We start from the raw sequence: 14,196 nt of genomic DNA, 5'->3' as shown, positions 1-14,196 counted from the left end.
CCCGACGAAACGGTAACCAGTGACGCTATCCACTTGGACCTCATAGGCAATTCGTTGGAATTACTATACGACTACTTTTTATACGCGTCTAGTTTTTAATCGAACAGATTTTTCTTAGTCGTGAGAAAATTCCGACGATGCCAAAAAGCTTGCCCACCACACCGGACCCAAAAGGGTCATCCAGAAGCCGCGCCCCTGGTCCGTGGAGCCAGGACCGTCGCCTGGAATTCATTGACTTTCGACTCCAGTGGGATGGCCGTCTCAATCGCAGTGACCTCACGGACTTCTTTGGCATTTCCGTGCCTCAAGCGTCGCTAGACATCGCTAGATATACGGAACTGGCGACGACTAACCTAAATTACGACCGCAGCTCCCGGGTCTACATAGCGTCTACCGACTTTAAGCCACTTTACCCATCGAGCAGCTCTGGTCGCTATCTCAACGAGTTGTTGTCGCACGCTTCCGGACTGGATTCAGAGAAAAGCAGCTTCATAACTTGGGCACCTCCGGTCGCGACAGTGCCACATCCAGGTCGAACCTTCCGCGTCGATGTTTTAGTCGCGCTTATTCGAGCCATTCGCGAACGCCGCGCGATACATGTTTTGTATCAATCGATGACGCGACCACAGCCATCCCCGCGTACGATTTCTCCGCACGCACTTGCTCACGATGGTTTTCGCTGGCACGCACGCGCCTACTGCCATATGCGCAACCGGTTTCTGGACTTTGTTGTTGCGCGCATGCTGGAGGTTGACGGCTTCGAACCGGCCGCCGCTGGTCCAGATGACGATGTGAAGTGGCAAACCATAGTGCCTTTGGTGTTGATTCCGCATCCAGAACTGAGCAAGTCGCACAGACTTGCCATCGAACTCGATTTTGGAATGGAGGACGGGCAAGTCGAGTTCCATTGCAGGCAGGCGTTTCTCTTCTACGCTCTGCGACATCTGCGCCTAGACCTCGAAGGCGAAGCGAAACCAGAGGCGCAGCAGATTGCCTTAAAGAACCGGTCAGAAGTTGAGAAGTACATGTTGAGCGAAGATGCATTTTGATGCTCGCTTCTGCCGGACACTACTGTTGCAGTTCGGCTCGACCAGACGAATGCATTGACGCCGGACTACCACCTGCCGCCATATTTCGATTTTGGGCGACCTCGCATCCGCCTCGCCGACCAGAATTTCATCGAGTTTGAGAGTCATCGCCTTGATTCGCAGGACGTCCATTATGGCGTTGTCCAGCGCCACCCGGACCTGATGGTGGAGTTTGAATCAATCACTACAACGATTTCTCTGGACCAGCCGCAACTAAGCGCGCTCTCCCAACGCTTGGTCCCAAATGCAGTGCCCGGACAAGAACATTCGGAGGAATTGGCGCCCGTCGATGTCAGTTGGCGCTAATTGCTCGCTTGAACTCTGACATTGCTGCTGATATTCAATACGCGAAACGAAGTCGAATGCTTTCGGACAGACTCCGCGAACGGAAAATTAGTTTGGCGTCGTGCTAGTATTGCTACGTCTGGGGGCGGTAGCTCAGCTGGGAGAGCGTCGCGTTCGCAATGCGAAGGTCGGGAGTTCGAGCCTCCTCCGCTCCACCAAGAATTTCCTTCGAAAGCGCGCTCCGTCCCGCGACGCGCTGATTTGCATTCCAATGCGGCATGCGCAGCTTGGGCTCCCCGCTGTGACCGTCCTCAACGCTTCAGTGGCGGGCATCGTTGGTCAGGTCGGGCACTACGCTGGACGCCATTGCAGCGAACGCTCGTCAGCGTTTCAATTTCCCCTCGGTACTGACTTGGTCTACTTGCTGTCGGCAGCCACTCGCTAGAACTCACCGTATCCAGCCGGCGCATTGTCCATATCGTCCCATCGGCATTCGACAGTTGGGTCCAGCCAGTCTGCAGCGCGTCGTATCCATCCGGCATCGATAACATCGTCTGACGACGTCAGCTTTTTGAGGTCGAATTCGGTTGCAAGTGTTCGCAAACGGTTCGCTCGCTCAAGCTTTGAAGCCCATTCTTCGACTTGTTTGAGCTGCTCAAATGCCGAACGGCGAATCGCAGCCAGCCTAGCGCGCTCAGCTTCCTGCACGGCAGCGGCCGCCCGTTGTTCAATCCTCATCTCGGCTTGAACGGAACTGCGAAGAATAAAATGTCGAAGCCTGCCAACGAACCCCGGAATCTTCGTTTCCAACGAGGCGCTCCGACTGTCCGAAGTGGTCACCGCTGCGTAGGTGCTTCCGACAACGAATGCCGATATTTCCAGCTCGTTCGTGGGATGATAGATATAGCCTTGGCTGTGCCTGTTATATCCGGCGCGTTTGTTTTCGGCTAGTTGCTCTCGAGTCAAAGGGACATTTTCCTGGCGGGCTCGCTCCCTCACGCCGAACGTCAACATGCCGTCAAGCAAAGTCACATATGCCGGCCCGTCTTCCTTGCCGCCAGCGGAAAGCGAATATCCTGCGCCCGTTAGTGTCTCGATAAGCATGTTCAGCACGAGAAGTGCCCGTAGCGAGTTCTGCGCGGACACGGCAGCCCGCATCAACCCGGCTCCATCGCAATATGGCCATGTCCGAGAATCTCGTTGCCTCCCCTCAAGCTTTTTTGCCATCCGTTTGACAAGGGGTATGCATTCGTCGAGGGATGTACGTATGTTGACGCCCGGTACAACAGGGGCACGGGCTGCATCCTCATCGATTCGCGCCTGAGTACGCAGTGAAAGCTCGTCGTCCTGTGAGTCTCTGAAAACGGAACGTCGGTAAGTTGTTGCTCCCTTGGTAGGCTGAAGCTGCGGTTTGCTCACGGCTTTTCCGGCGGCAAGCTTTTCCCAGTAGCCACGGGGAGGGACCGGAACATCCAGGCTAAGACAAATCTTGCGAAGACCCACATCAGATATTTGGTACCTCTTCGACACCTTGCTGACAGGCTCTGACCAGATTTCCTCATACAGCTTTTCGCGTTCAAAGTCTTGATGGACGTAGGGCATATCAATACGCGTTGGGTTCACAGAGCAGCTTATCCAAGCCAAGACCAGCGGTATTGACGGGACGAAACTGGGGTGGGACGCTGTCAAGGAAGTCGTCGCTGGCGAAGCGTTCTACCAGCGTCGACACCCGAGCGTGTCGTTTGAAAAAGTTTGTGTCACGAATCAGTTTTTCAATGCGCAGGCTCAGGAAAATGCGCATTTGAACTCAGTTGAGTTGCTCGACCAGAAGCATCTCGGAGACCTGCTTCTCGCGCATCAAACGACCATGCTTGAGGTGGAGCGGATGCTGTTTACTGAATGGGAGTCAGCGGATGCCCTAGGTTGAATCGCGAGACAGTGGCGGTGTCGGCCCCGTGGGGCGGGATTTGCTTGGGCAGTCGTTCAGCGACATGTTCGGAACGGCTTGAACTCGTTGCATGACAAGGCCATTCGTCATGAATAGCCGAGGGTCGGGTATCCGTCACCTGTGCCGAAGCATTGCTCGTTGCAACGCCAGCAGTTCTGCTTGTGGATGGCAAAAAGCCTAGCAAACTGACCGGCATTAGTCCGGAGCAGATGGCAAAAAATGGCGAGAGAAATGAGCAACCTGCAGGGACAGTACAAGCTTGCGCAACAGACATACAGTCAGGAAGTACTGAGTCCGGTGCTTGCGAAAGGCTATCTCACCAAGCATCTCGAAAATGAGTCCGCACGACAATACGTCGCCCAGCATCACCCAGACCTGATGGTGGAGCTCGAATCGATTATCGCGACAATTTCGTTAGACCCGCAACAATTTAGTGTAACTGCTTAGTATGCGGTGGACGAGATATCGGTCGATATCTTTTGAGAAGTAGGGCGCAACGACGGATGTTATGCCAAACGAGGCATGACGACCGAATACTATCCCGAGCATGACTCAATCAGGTACTGGGCCTCTTCTCGCACTATCTGCCACCCATCGCGAAGAATACGGACGGCCTCTTCGACGACCTCGTAGCTAAGCTCTCCGTTCACGATGTCCGTGATGCCCATCAGTTTTAGGTCGGACGTGGAGGCCGCTCCTTCTGAAATAACGTTGAGCAACGCCTCAACAATTTCATCTACGTCGTCAGCATCGCCGCGCAGCATTTCCTCGGCCACTAGTCCCGCGACGCCGACCAGCTCCTTCCATTTCGGTGGAAGTCCAATAACAGTATGCCCAAATGCCTGAGCAGCAGTTCGCAACTGCTCTGGGCAGGCAAGAGGACGAAACTGCCCCAGCCACGCTCTTTCCCCTGGATGTCCACTTTCATTCTTCCAGACCTGCGCTTCGCCAGCTCCACCAAATCTTTCGTAGACCAGTTTGTGCGCCGCCTCGTGGTATGCGGCGCTGCGCAGTTCCCAAGCAGCAATTGCCTGCTCGTTCAGTTCAAACATATTTGTCGAGTGCATCCAGTTTATGTCGAAGACAGCTTAAAACCAACGAGCCTCGAAGGCATTGCAAAATATTTTATGGTTCGATAAAAAACTTTGATGCGTGTTTCAGCGTCGGCCTTCATTCTGGTTTGCGGCGGCTCATATATGGAAAATTGGCAGCTTCGCGCAAAGCGACAGCGCGACGCGGACGTGATTGGAAATATCCCATGCGTGCCGCCGTTCCCTGGCCAGCCAGGTGTTCGTGAAAAGTTTCATCGGGCTGATACAGCAGCGTGTTCTCGAATCCATTTCTTCGATTCAGCTACATCTGAGCATCAACGATGGAGACGTCAGGCTGACCAGGGCAACGCCTGCCGTCAGCGCCTTAACCTAGCTCGCGACGTCGCTGCATGTGCTGCGGATGGCTCGGGGCCGCGACGGTCAGGATGTAACCTGCAGGGTCATGCGTGCGCGTTCGCGAGAATCCGTGAGCCGCGCTGAAAAAGAAGTTCGCCTCCTTCTGCCCGCACTCCAACGGCTATCCTGATTATTGATTTTATAGATATTAGCCCGCGCGCCGGCCAACAAGAATTCCGGCGATTTGAGGGCTGTTTTTCCCTTAGCATCACCTTCAAGTGATGCAGAGTACAAGTTGAAGCGATGCGGGGTACAAGCTGCGGCGTTGCACGGTACAAGCCGCGGCGATGCAGAGTACAAGTCAGATAGTCCGCGAAGAGCGACGCTCAAGTTGGTGAGGTCTCACCGATGTGCACGCTATACACATGTATCACCAACCCGCATGTGTACGCAATGAACAGACCACATTCATGTTGTTTCCATCGCCCAAACTGCCGTACCAACCACTCCTGCGTATCGTGTCGAAGGCCTTGTGACGTGCGGCAGCCCCGCTTTCGCAATGCCTTGAAGTCGTGTTCAGCGGGAGAAGGCAAGCCTCAATCTCTGGAGCGGTGAAATGGCACATCTCCAAAGTAAAACGCACTCTCAAAGCAAGGCCGATAAACTGCGCGTGCTAGCCAGCCAGACAGCCGACGCGGCGCTCACCGCTGCTCCCGAGCGGCAGATAACCGTGCTTAACGCAGCGAAACAGCTTCAGGATGTCGCCGATGGACTGGAGCGCCGGGCAATGAAGGCACTTGAGCAACCAGCAGTGGCCAACATCCCTCCGGACGCCACAGCGGAAGAGCTTTATCTTTCGCGACGGCGACAGGCTACTCGCCGCGCCTCGGAAGTTTATCTTCCGAGTTGGTCTTCCATGGCAAAGGCACTACCAAATACGCTTCTCCGTTCGGCCCTTTTTTCAGTGGCGCGAAGCGTGCAAGCTGACAACGATAATTTGCTTGCGAACGAATCGACCTGCCTTGTCGCTGGAAAGGAAATCGCCACGTTCAAGAACGTGACCCTGACGCTCAGTGGGTATAGTCTTTGTCAGTTCGACAGGCAGGTCTACTGCAACTGCCTCGATTATTACCGGGATGTTCCTCTGTGCCCTGAAGAAAGCTTGAGGCATGTTCGAACCACATTTTATGAGTTCGCGCGTCGCATGCAGAGCGAATACAGCGTAAAAGCGCATCGGGCTATCCGGGCCAGCGTGCTTCGTCTGAGTTTCGCGCAGATACGCATCCGCTATCAGCGCATGAACATCGAGGTGCCGAAATTGTTGTCGGCGACGTTTGAGGATGGCGAAGCTGCTGACGACTTCAAAGGGAGCGACGGGCTGCTGCTTCGGGTGACGACCGCGGTGGCCGAACTTTTCGGAGCAGGCGCGTGGACCGCGGTAGACAACGAAGCCGTCGGATATGATGGTCTCCGGGGGTGGATTGCAAGCTTCTACGCTGGCCATGCTCGTCCACAATGGCTACCTGTTGAATCCCTCTATCGGCTCTCCGGGTATGAATCCAACATAAGGAATTTCAAGGCCAGTCTCACCCGGGCGCTGGAGAAACTCAAAGACCCGATGACTCCTTTGTGCAGCCGTGTTGCGAATTACATCTGTTCCGAAGACGAAAAACAGATTTTTGTAGTTCGCTGCGCGTGGGTAACCTGACCCATCGTTTGTCGACACAACTGCAAATGCTCAGTGTGTCGACGTAACTTATCCTGACCGGATATTCAGTCAGATTTTTGCCATCAGCTTGCTCCAAGAGCATATATGTCCGTGCCATGCCGCTCTTCGCAGCGGGCCGGTGATTGCCAATGCTACCAGGGATGTGCATCGTCGTTGATGACAAGCCCTGCTGTCCAGAAAGCAATGACGCGACATTCAGCGGGTCTGGCGAGCACGCATTGCACGACATTCTTTCAGCTCTTTCGTGAGCAAGTCTATTTCGGCTTGCATGCCGGCTGCCCGTCGTAGAAGCTGACCGACTGCATACCAGTATTCGTGCCCTAAATCGCCGTCCTCCAGGGACAGTTCGTGAATCTTTTGAAGAGCGTCACTGAGGTCCAGGTTGTTTGGAAAGGACATGTGTCTACTCCGTCTTGGGGATGGTTGCAGGGGAAAGCGGCGGACATCGAAGTCGTCCTGATTTAAAAAAAAGCTCGGATTGCCATCGACGCCGATGTCATTCGTTTCCAGAGCTAGTTCTCGCGGCACCATGATGACGACAACGACAGCAAGTATCACGGTCTGTATCGAAATGCCGCCACTCCGGCTCCGGCCTCGGCCTCGGCCTTATCGCGACCTGCTCAATGTTCCGCTGTGGCAAAGCAAAGCGAACTAGCCATTCAGAGAATTAATTGAGCTTCTTCATACTTCACCTTCTACGATTCTGGGAGAGGTCGGAGCCACTTTGTATCGAGGCCGTTCATTGGTGTCCTGGCGCTGACAGGCAAATAGCGAAAATTCACCAAGATGCACATGTTCAAACACCTGCATTCCGTGCTCTATCGGAATTAACCGTTCCTGACAGCAGTTCGCCCGCGCGTTTCATCATCCAAGCCACCTCATCACGAGAAAAATCCCACTGCCCGGACGCAACCCTCGCTCTCAGCCCTTTTTCGACTCGGCCGAGTGCGGCGTCGAATGACAGGCCCGACCCAGACATCTTCCGGAGCCCGTAGTCCGCTAACTGGCCGGCCAAATCCTCGCAGGCGTCATAGCGTATCCACAGCTCTTCGTCTGTGATGCCTGCGTAATACCGTCCATTCGTCTCGCGCACGAGAAGCTTTGGCTGCCTGCCTGACACCAGTCCGGGCGATGACTCCCTCGGAAAGTCTTCAGGAACTACATGGGGTCTCGTCATCGTCGGCTCCTTTATTGCGAATCTCATCCTCGTCACAGCGGCGGGGGATACGAGTTTGACGTCTAATGGCTGCTATAGAGCCAGGCCCTCGGTGTATCGGCACGGCCCAGATTCCAGGTAAGGCAGATGCCGACACATCTAGGTCGATATCAAGGGGGTAGTGCCTAAGTAGTCCCATCGCGCGCGTCTGGACGAGGCCACGGATGGTTATCTCGTCACTGCGAGCAAGCATCTGCAAAAATTCCCGGGTATCAGTAACGGCTTTCGTGCGCTCAAATGGCGTTGTCATTGTCGGCTCCGGTTAGCAATCGTTCAGTGACGTCGGTGTACGACTCGACCTCGTACAGTTCGCACCATCTTATCCAGACATAGTCGACGTCAAATGACGAGCCATTCCCGCCAATCAGCTCGTAGATGCGCCCCGTCTCAGTTGTCCCCTCCATAGCGACAGGGTCGAAACTCACTATCGGGGAGCTGACTCGACCCGACCGGTCAAACATATCCACGCCAACAAAATGCCGGCTGCCGTCCTCCGTTTCGAGAATTCGCCAGCGCGATAAAGGAATTCTCGGCAGTTCGGAAGTGGGACGTGGTTTCCAGATTGGCATCTCAGTCTCCTGATGATGGAGCAATGTAGCGATACAACTGATTGAATCGGAGAGGCCTGCTGCCCCTTCGTGCAGGCCGACATGTCCCGTGCGGTGCTTGACTCGCTGCTCGAGACATGGCGGTCATTAGGCGCGTCGCTTGTCTGTTCATGGCGTAAGCGACGCAGGAACAAAAAGGTCATAGCCCGATTTCGCACCGATGACCGCGAGCCGGCCGAGGTCGGCAATACGAATCAGCCCGCCCCGCGTGACGCCACCAGGGAGCAGTTTTGCGCCGACCATTTCGATGCCGGGCAGCAGACGCGACAGTGCGGACGACTTCGTACCCATGGCACGGGCGAGGTCTGCCAGTGGAACATAGGCTTGCCGGAACTCCAGCAATTGATGTGGCAGCACGACCCGACACGGCTGGCCACGTCGCAGAATCGACTCCGACGCCAGTAGACCCTGGTCCACCCAGTTCTGGATGGACTCCCATTTCCATCCGGTCGCTTTGGCCAGTTGCTGAATCGACATGCCGGCCTCAAGCAGAGGCGTGCCGAAATACTGCGATACGTCCGTCCTCAGGAAGGACATTTCGCCCAGTGTCCGACCACGCGCGATGGCTTTCACCTTGCCGCATGCGATGGCCTGCATCAGCGACTCGATAGCCTTTCGGTCTCCCGTACGCCGGCTGGTCAGCTCCGCCCATGTGAGCGTCGTATCATCGGCCAGTGACACTGGTTGAACCGACCGCTCCACGCGCTCATGTAAATCCAGAACGGATTGACGCTCGACTGGGCCGCCCTTCATCAGGTCTTCCCGCCAGCGGGCGTTTGACCGGATGACGCCCGCTGCTTTCATGCGTTCGAGCACGACGGGTGCAACGCCGGCCAGTTCGCATGCGTCATTGTCGGTAATCCAACCGGCACGTTGTCGCCGGATGCGTTCAACCTCGTCGCACGGGATTTCGAAGAGCTGGCCACGCGTGCCAGTACGTTGTGCGCGGTGTTTGCACTCGCCAGCGTCAATGGAGTCATGCAGACGTGAGACGCTGATGCCAATTGCCCTCGCGGCATCTGGCGCGCGTATGTATCCGGTGGCATCCTCGGCTAGGTATTTGGCCGAATCCATGCCCAGAATACAGTCGGACGTCCGGGCGGCAACGTCGATAATGATTTGGAGCAGAGGCTCGAGCGTTGTGCCCTGGCAGAGCTTGCGCAGACTGATGTACCAGGCACCAAGCAACGTGTTCAGTGTGCGTGCATCCTTGCGGCCAGCGGCAATGCGCTGCTCGACGTGGTTCTGGAAACCCGTCGGCCAGGCGGCGAGCAAGGCTTCGAGCGGCGAGAGAAACTCAATTGCTTCGGTGACAGATTTCGGCGATGCTGCGCCGCGCGGCAACCCGAGGCGCCTCGGCTCCGCATATTGGCAGAGCGTCCGGATGACCTTCACCAGCACATTGATGTCTACTCCGCGCAGAGGCGGCTTCACACCGCCAGACTGTTGCCCGTTGGTCGCAATCAGTGTCGACAACCACTGTTGACCTCGAGTTGCCGGCACGCGCGGCAGGGTGGTCAGGTCTTGACCGCAAGAGCACAATCCAATGTAGAGTCGCTCCGACGACAGATGCTGTCCGCAGGCGTCGCACTGGTCCACCAGCAAAATGCGGTGCTGCGGACACGCCGTAACGTAGGCGTGTTCCCAGTGGTGTCGCAGATAAGGCGAATCAGACAGACACGCGGGGCACACGGCATCGGATTGGGCGCGGTGTAAACGCCCCCAGTCTCGGCAATGCTCTTCCTGTCGTCGGGTGAAATGGCTCCATTCCGGTTCCATGCCAAGGTTACGGGCGACATCGTCAGTATGATTAAGTAAGGCACGGCGGTTTCGCTCCACACCCGCTGTGCTTGCCAGGTCGCGCCAGCTGAAAAGCGCATTGTCGGCTGAGAGGCGCCGGTAGTAGCCCATCCCCGATTCGTCGTCGCGCGGTGCATAGGTGAGAACGAGGCTCATTTTTTATCTCCCGATTTTTTACGAACTGGTACGGACGCCGCGTTACTTGTCAGGACATGAACGTATGCCTGTTTCAGCGCCGCCGGCTCCACGCCCGCGTAGTCGATGCCAGAATCTTCGAACGCCAATCGATGAGGAGACCCCGCGTGGCTAACTTCTTTCAGCGCCTCCTGACAGTCTGCGTATGTAATGGGGCGCGGCGCTTCGTCTTTCATCACACTGGCCAACTCGCCCATGAAGTCGGCGAGCACGCCAATCAGGCCGCCAGTGAGCAGGTAGCATTGCTGAGTCAGCACGCGGCCGGGTACGTCAATGGGATAGCCGGCTGCGAGAAAAACGCGCGCATAATTGACGACACATGAGACGTAGGCGGCCATCTGTTCAGCATCCGTGGCGTCGTACGGCAGAAAGTTACGCGCGGGACAGGCTCGGCGGCGCAACTGTTCATTCGCGGAAAAAAGCCGCTGGAGTCGCGGAATGCCGAAGAGAATTAGCGTCAGGGCGAGCGTATCCGCCAGCGTCTTGAGCCAGTCGCTGGCTGCACGCGGAGGCACCCGCGACCCTTCGTCAACGAGGTGTGATATCTCGTCGAAAATCACGACGCGTGTTGCGGCCAGGCGCAGTTGTTTCACCATCAGGTCGAACATTGCACCCGCCGTCATGCTGCCGGGAACCTGGATGCCTAACGCGCCGAGAACGCTTTTGGGAAGCAATTTGGCCGTTGCGCCCACCGGCACATCAACTACCAGCACTGGTACGTTGCGCCGTCCGTCGATGCGCGACTCAGGATAGCCTCGCGACAGGCTCGCAATGAGCGAAGATTTCCCAACGCCGCTCGGGCCGGGAACTCGAACGATTTTGGGCGCAAAGCCCGTGAGCGCGTCATCGATGCGGCGGTTCAGTGCATTGAGATGCTCCACGAACATGGGATGAGGAAGTTCGCAAGCCTCAATATCGAGGCGTAGTTGTTGAGCAGGTGTCACAGCAATTTCTCTCCGGTGTTTCTGTTCACGATGTTCATCAAAGGCGCTGCGTCGTATGAAATGTCGTGAGGCAGATGGTCTTCGGCTGTCAGCGACGGATTTATCCACGGGACGGGCCCGAACGGGGCTGCCGCCGAAAGCGGCCGGTCGATGGCGCGTTGGATGGCTGAGTTGTCTTTGGAGCGCTGCACGGTTTCCTTGTTTTCCTCGCGCTTGCTGCGGGTCTTGCGTTTGCTGGCCTTCCCGTTTCCAGTGACCGCCTTGTCCATGTCGTGCTCGAATTGAACCTTTGCGTCCGGGGCCGTCCAGTTGTCCATGCCCGTATCGAATCGGGCCTTGGCTTCCGCGAAGGTCCACGCTGGCGTATCGGGGCGAACGTGCTCGTGCGTCAACGTGACGAGCGGAAGGTCACTTCCCTCGTACACATACGCCTGGCGAAAATCGTCAGGGTTGTAGACCACGTGAAGTTCTGCGCGGTCGCCATATTTCGACAGTAGGTACGAAATGGCCTCGCCCTTGTACCTAAATCCGTGCTTGAGCGCGATGCCGGTATGGGCGTTCAACGCGCACAATTCATGCTCGAAGAGTGCTGCCATCCATTCGTGGCGTGGCGGCGGCATGGTGATAGGCTGCCCCATTTCTTCGGTCTGGTAAGTCAGGCGTTCAAGCGGCGTCTTGCCCTTCAGTGAATCGACGAGCAGTTCGTCCCAACGATGCCGCGCAAGCGGACTATTGACCCAGTCCTCATAGAGCCATCTGACAATCCACTTCTCGAGTTCCTCGACAGTCATCAACTCTTCGCCCAATGCCTCAGGGTCGCGTGCACCATCTTTTCCCTCGAAGCGAGTGCACCCCGGGAGGCGCTGTAACGCCTCCTTGAGCGAGCGGTTCAGGCGCTCGATGAATGGCTTGCCTTGAGCTTCTTTTGCCTTGCAGTGCTTGACGTCCATTCCCAGCCGCTCGAGACGGTAGATTCGCCCGCCCTTCGTCTCCGGACCGTTATCGAAAATGACCTGTCCGGGCGTGCCAAAGATATTCAGCGTGTGAAGAATGCCAAGCTCCGAAAATCTGGCGCCCTTGGCGGGCGTCAAATACATTTCGAGGCACAAAAGGGAATCCATCTCCCGTGGCGAACCGATGACGAGATGCCACCCCACGGGATATCCAGTACAGACATCAATCGCCAGTACGAGATAAACGGTCCGAGCGACGCCATGGGATGTTCTCACAACGAATGGCAGATGCAGCGCGTCCTGCTCGATGCGAGCAAACGGGAACGCCGCTCGAATTCGCTTTTTCGCATATGACTTGCCGGCGACACGGTCGAGCGGGTCCATGCGGTCGTATTCGGCATCGACAGTCAGGTCACGAATCCTCGCGCATACAAACTTGCGGCTGATAGCGTGCTTCGCGACATGCAGACCGCGCCGTCGGGCCTCTCGGTCGATATATTTCGTCGTATCGAGAATTGTCCACTTCGATTCGGTAACCAGGTATTCGCTCTCGATGACCTCTTCAACGAATTCGACAAGCTCCTTTGAATACCTGGCGGTCGAATTGCCTTTATTCCTGTCGCCTTTGAGGACCGGAAGACCGAGCCGCTGATTCCTGTGAGCGCGGTACAGGGTCGCGCGAGACGGAAACGGGCGCACCAGTAACTGGCCGGCGCGCTCCTTTCCGTAGGCATCGCGGACCAAAGGAATGGCTGCATCAAACGAAACGCCGCGTTGTTCGCGGATTTCATCAATGCGCCGTAGAGCATAGGTCAGCACACGGACCTGGTCGTGCAATGCATCGTTTTCGTATTGAGCGGCGATGCTGACGCGTGGCATCCCTTTTCGGTGAAGGACCAGGCTACCTTCTGAAATCGCAACTCGCATGCGTGCTTCATCGACATACCGCGACTCATGTCTTTCCGAATCGAAGATTTGGATTGAGCCGGCATGCAAACGACTGTCGAGCACCTCGAAGTAGCTCTCGGGCTTACTGGCGGCCGCCAACCTGTCTCCAGTGCGCAGGTCGGACATCATGGCCGCAGCCCCTCAATCAGGCAGAGGTGGCTCAGGTCACCATATGCAGCAGACAGTTGCAGAGTCGCGCAGATGTGCTGATGCGCAAGGTCTGCCTGAAGCACGCCGGTCGCGAGCAGCGCAGGAATCAGGCCGGTCGAAATCTTGAGCTCGGCGCACAGGGCTCGCTGCAGCACCGGGCCCGATTCGCAAAAGCGTTCGACCCGGTCGATAATGTCCGGCGTCACGTATTCGCGCGCACGCAATATCGCCGGCTTTAGCAATTGCGCGTTGACAACGGCCGGGTGTCGTTCATTCGCGGGCACGACTAGCATCGATAGCGGATAGCAGTACGCCGCCATGATTTCGCGAGCTCGCTCAACCTTGGCCCAGTACCGACCGTCGCCCTCGAAGCCTTCTAGCTTGACTTCATAGGCGTGCTGCAGGCCGTCAGCCTGAACGGTGGCGAAGTCGGGTGTGTACTCCGCCTCCCCGCCGCGACTACCCCGCGCTTTGCGAGCTTCTGACAGCTCCTCACGCGTGAACAGCAGCCGCTCAAGGACCAGGTCGACGGTGAACGGTTGCTGCCTGAAAGAGCGCACGCGGGGGTCGATGGACAACATGTGCGCGACAAGGCGCTCCGGGTCAGACTCAACGGTGATGTGGCCGGCGGCTTTTTCGGCATAAGTGCCGATGCGGGCCTTGCCGTAGGTGCGGGCAGTGGGCCGGACACCGGTGTTCACAGTAGTCCGGCGGCTACGGACGCCATAGGACGGTGCGCTTCTCATTTCGCGCTCCCACCAAGAGTCTTTAGCCAAACCTGCGTGGAGATGGTCGTCCGGCGTGCAGCAGCGACCATTGTGGTCGACACCTTGATTTGTAATGTTTCTGTCAGCATTCCGTCCTCACAAAAATGGGTTGCTGAGGACGTGTAGGTCGCCTGACTTGTCTTCGGTCGTATACGACCGAAAATCGCTGTGAGAAAA

15 protein-coding genes, 1 tRNA gene and 1 pseudogene are annotated in these 14,196 nt (G+C 56.7%); 6 read left to right on the top strand and 11 right to left on the bottom strand.

Annotated elements, in window-relative coordinates; all coding sequences use genetic code 11:
• Nucleotides 1-137: 137 nt before the first annotated feature.
• The 4 genes and pseudogenes from CI15_RS38365 to CI15_RS06445 all read left to right on the top strand — a co-directional run.
• Nucleotides 138-437 (top strand): annotated as a pseudogene (locus CI15_RS38365) (BrxR family helix-turn-helix transcriptional regulator); the annotation flags it as partial.
• 12 nt (nt 438-449) lie between these two features.
• Nucleotides 450-1,049: a helix-turn-helix transcriptional regulator gene (locus CI15_RS06455; RefSeq protein WP_241495802.1), complete on the top strand. Its 600-nt coding sequence runs from the start codon at nt 450-452 to the stop codon at nt 1,047-1,049.
• Nucleotides 1,050-1,103: 54 nt separating this feature from the next.
• A complete protein-coding gene (locus tag CI15_RS38165; protein ID WP_062125364.1) occupies nt 1,104-1,394 on the top strand; it encodes a hypothetical protein in 291 nt (96 codons plus the stop codon).
• A 121-nt stretch (nt 1,395-1,515) separates the two neighbouring features.
• A tRNA-Ala gene (locus CI15_RS06445) sits at nt 1,516-1,591 on the top strand.
• A 223-nt stretch (nt 1,592-1,814) separates the two neighbouring features.
• Here CI15_RS06445 and CI15_RS36390 read toward each other — a convergent pair.
• Complete coding sequence (locus CI15_RS36390) at nt 1,815-2,975, bottom strand: hypothetical protein (RefSeq protein WP_153041063.1); 1,161 nt, start codon at nt 2,973-2,975, stop codon at nt 1,815-1,817.
• Nucleotide 2,976: 1 nt separating this feature from the next.
• Nucleotides 2,977-3,174: a hypothetical protein gene (locus tag CI15_RS38230; RefSeq protein ID WP_062125361.1), complete on the bottom strand. Its 198-nt coding sequence runs from the start codon at nt 3,172-3,174 to the stop codon at nt 2,977-2,979.
• Between the two features lie 378 nt (nt 3,175-3,552).
• On the opposite strand from CI15_RS38230, the gene CI15_RS38160 reads away from it, so the two are divergent.
• Entirely contained in the window at nt 3,553-3,768 is a 216-nt protein-coding gene (locus tag CI15_RS38160) for a hypothetical protein (RefSeq protein ID WP_338152535.1), read from the top strand.
• 89 nt (nt 3,769-3,857) lie between these two features.
• Here the strand turns inward: CI15_RS38160 and CI15_RS37130 are convergent, their stop codons facing one another.
• Nucleotides 3,858-4,373, bottom strand: coding sequence for a hypothetical protein (locus CI15_RS37130; protein ID WP_153041062.1), 516 nt, complete (start codon nt 4,371-4,373; stop codon nt 3,858-3,860).
• A 952-nt stretch (nt 4,374-5,325) separates the two neighbouring features.
• Here CI15_RS37130 and CI15_RS06415 point away from each other — a divergent pair.
• A complete protein-coding gene (locus CI15_RS06415) occupies nt 5,326-6,417 on the top strand; it encodes a hypothetical protein (protein WP_062125356.1) in 1,092 nt (363 codons plus the stop codon).
• Between the two features lie 216 nt (nt 6,418-6,633).
• Here the strand turns inward: CI15_RS06415 and CI15_RS06410 are convergent, their stop codons facing one another.
• The 8 genes from CI15_RS06410 to CI15_RS06380 all read right to left on the bottom strand — a co-directional run bounded on the left by CI15_RS06410 (nt 6,634) and on the right by CI15_RS06380 (nt 13,953).
• The gene (locus CI15_RS06410) at nt 6,634-6,837 is read right to left on the bottom strand and encodes a hypothetical protein (protein WP_062125354.1); all 204 of its coding nucleotides are present in this window, start codon (nt 6,835-6,837) and stop codon (nt 6,634-6,636) included.
• Between the two features lie 397 nt (nt 6,838-7,234).
• Nucleotides 7,235-7,615 carry a hypothetical protein gene (locus CI15_RS06405; protein WP_062125352.1) on the bottom strand — a complete coding sequence of 127 codons (381 nt, stop codon included), beginning with the start codon at nt 7,613-7,615 and terminating at the stop codon, nt 7,235-7,237.
• Nucleotides 7,590-7,847: a hypothetical protein gene (locus CI15_RS38155; protein ID WP_338152541.1), complete on the bottom strand. Its 258-nt coding sequence runs from the start codon at nt 7,845-7,847 to the stop codon at nt 7,590-7,592. Before CI15_RS38155 ends, CI15_RS06405 begins: the two co-directional genes overlap by 26 nt.
• A 40-nt stretch (nt 7,848-7,887) precedes the next feature.
• Nucleotides 7,888-8,223: a hypothetical protein gene (locus CI15_RS06400; protein WP_062125351.1), complete on the bottom strand. Its 336-nt coding sequence runs from the start codon at nt 8,221-8,223 to the stop codon at nt 7,888-7,890.
• Nucleotides 8,224-8,370: 147 nt separating this feature from the next.
• Complete coding sequence (locus tag CI15_RS06395; protein WP_062125349.1) at nt 8,371-10,218, bottom strand: TniQ family protein; 1,848 nt, start codon at nt 10,216-10,218, stop codon at nt 8,371-8,373.
• Nucleotides 10,215-11,201, bottom strand: a complete 987-nt coding sequence (locus tag CI15_RS06390) for a TniB family NTP-binding protein (protein WP_241495801.1) — start codon at nt 11,199-11,201, stop codon at nt 10,215-10,217. The genes CI15_RS06395 and CI15_RS06390 overlap by 4 nt, the downstream gene beginning before the upstream one ends.
• Entirely contained in the window at nt 11,198-13,231 is a 2,034-nt protein-coding gene (locus CI15_RS06385) for a transposase (RefSeq protein ID WP_062125346.1), read from the bottom strand. The genes CI15_RS06390 and CI15_RS06385 overlap by 4 nt, the downstream gene beginning before the upstream one ends.
• The gene (locus tag CI15_RS06380; RefSeq protein ID WP_241495800.1) at nt 13,228-13,953 is read right to left on the bottom strand and encodes a hypothetical protein; all 726 of its coding nucleotides are present in this window, start codon (nt 13,951-13,953) and stop codon (nt 13,228-13,230) included. Before CI15_RS06380 ends, CI15_RS06385 begins: the two co-directional genes overlap by 4 nt.
• Nucleotides 13,954-14,196: the final 243 nt, after the last annotated feature.

This window comes from Paraburkholderia monticola (genome assembly GCF_001580545.1).
In the GTDB taxonomy this organism is placed as follows: Bacteria; Pseudomonadota; Gammaproteobacteria; order Burkholderiales; family Burkholderiaceae; genus Paraburkholderia; species Paraburkholderia monticola.
Note: the sequence above shows the minus strand (reverse complement) of the source record. Positions and strands in the feature narration are given on the sequence as shown.

Bases quoted from the DNA above. Each gene is read 5' to 3' on its own strand.
- CI15_RS36390 (WP_153041063.1), bottom strand. From the start codon at position 2,975: ATGCCCTACGTCCATCAAGACTTTGAACGCGAAAAGCTGTATGAGGAA.
- CI15_RS38230 (WP_062125361.1), bottom strand. From the start codon at position 3,174: ATGCGCATTTTCCTGAGCCTGCGCATTGAAAAACTGATTCGTGACACA.
- CI15_RS38160 (WP_338152535.1), top strand. From the start codon at position 3,553: ATGAGCAACCTGCAGGGACAGTACAAGCTTGCGCAACAGACATACAGT.
- CI15_RS37130 (WP_153041062.1), bottom strand. From the start codon at position 4,373: ATGTTTGAACTGAACGAGCAGGCAATTGCTGCTTGGGAACTGCGCAGC.
- CI15_RS06415 (WP_062125356.1), top strand. From the start codon at position 5,326: ATGGCACATCTCCAAAGTAAAACGCACTCTCAAAGCAAGGCCGATAAA.
- CI15_RS06410 (WP_062125354.1), bottom strand. From the start codon at position 6,837: ATGTCCTTTCCAAACAACCTGGACCTCAGTGACGCTCTTCAAAAGATT.
- CI15_RS06405 (WP_062125352.1), bottom strand. From the start codon at position 7,615: ATGACGAGACCCCATGTAGTTCCTGAAGACTTTCCGAGGGAGTCATCG.
- CI15_RS38155 (WP_338152541.1), bottom strand. From the start codon at position 7,847: ATGCTTGCTCGCAGTGACGAGATAACCATCCGTGGCCTCGTCCAGACG.
- CI15_RS06400 (WP_062125351.1), bottom strand. From the start codon at position 8,223: ATGCCAATCTGGAAACCACGTCCCACTTCCGAACTGCCGAGAATTCCT.
- CI15_RS06395 (WP_062125349.1), bottom strand. From the start codon at position 10,218: ATGAGCCTCGTTCTCACCTATGCACCGCGCGACGACGAATCGGGGATG.
- CI15_RS06385 (WP_062125346.1), bottom strand. From the start codon at position 13,231: ATGATGTCCGACCTGCGCACTGGAGACAGGTTGGCGGCCGCCAGTAAG.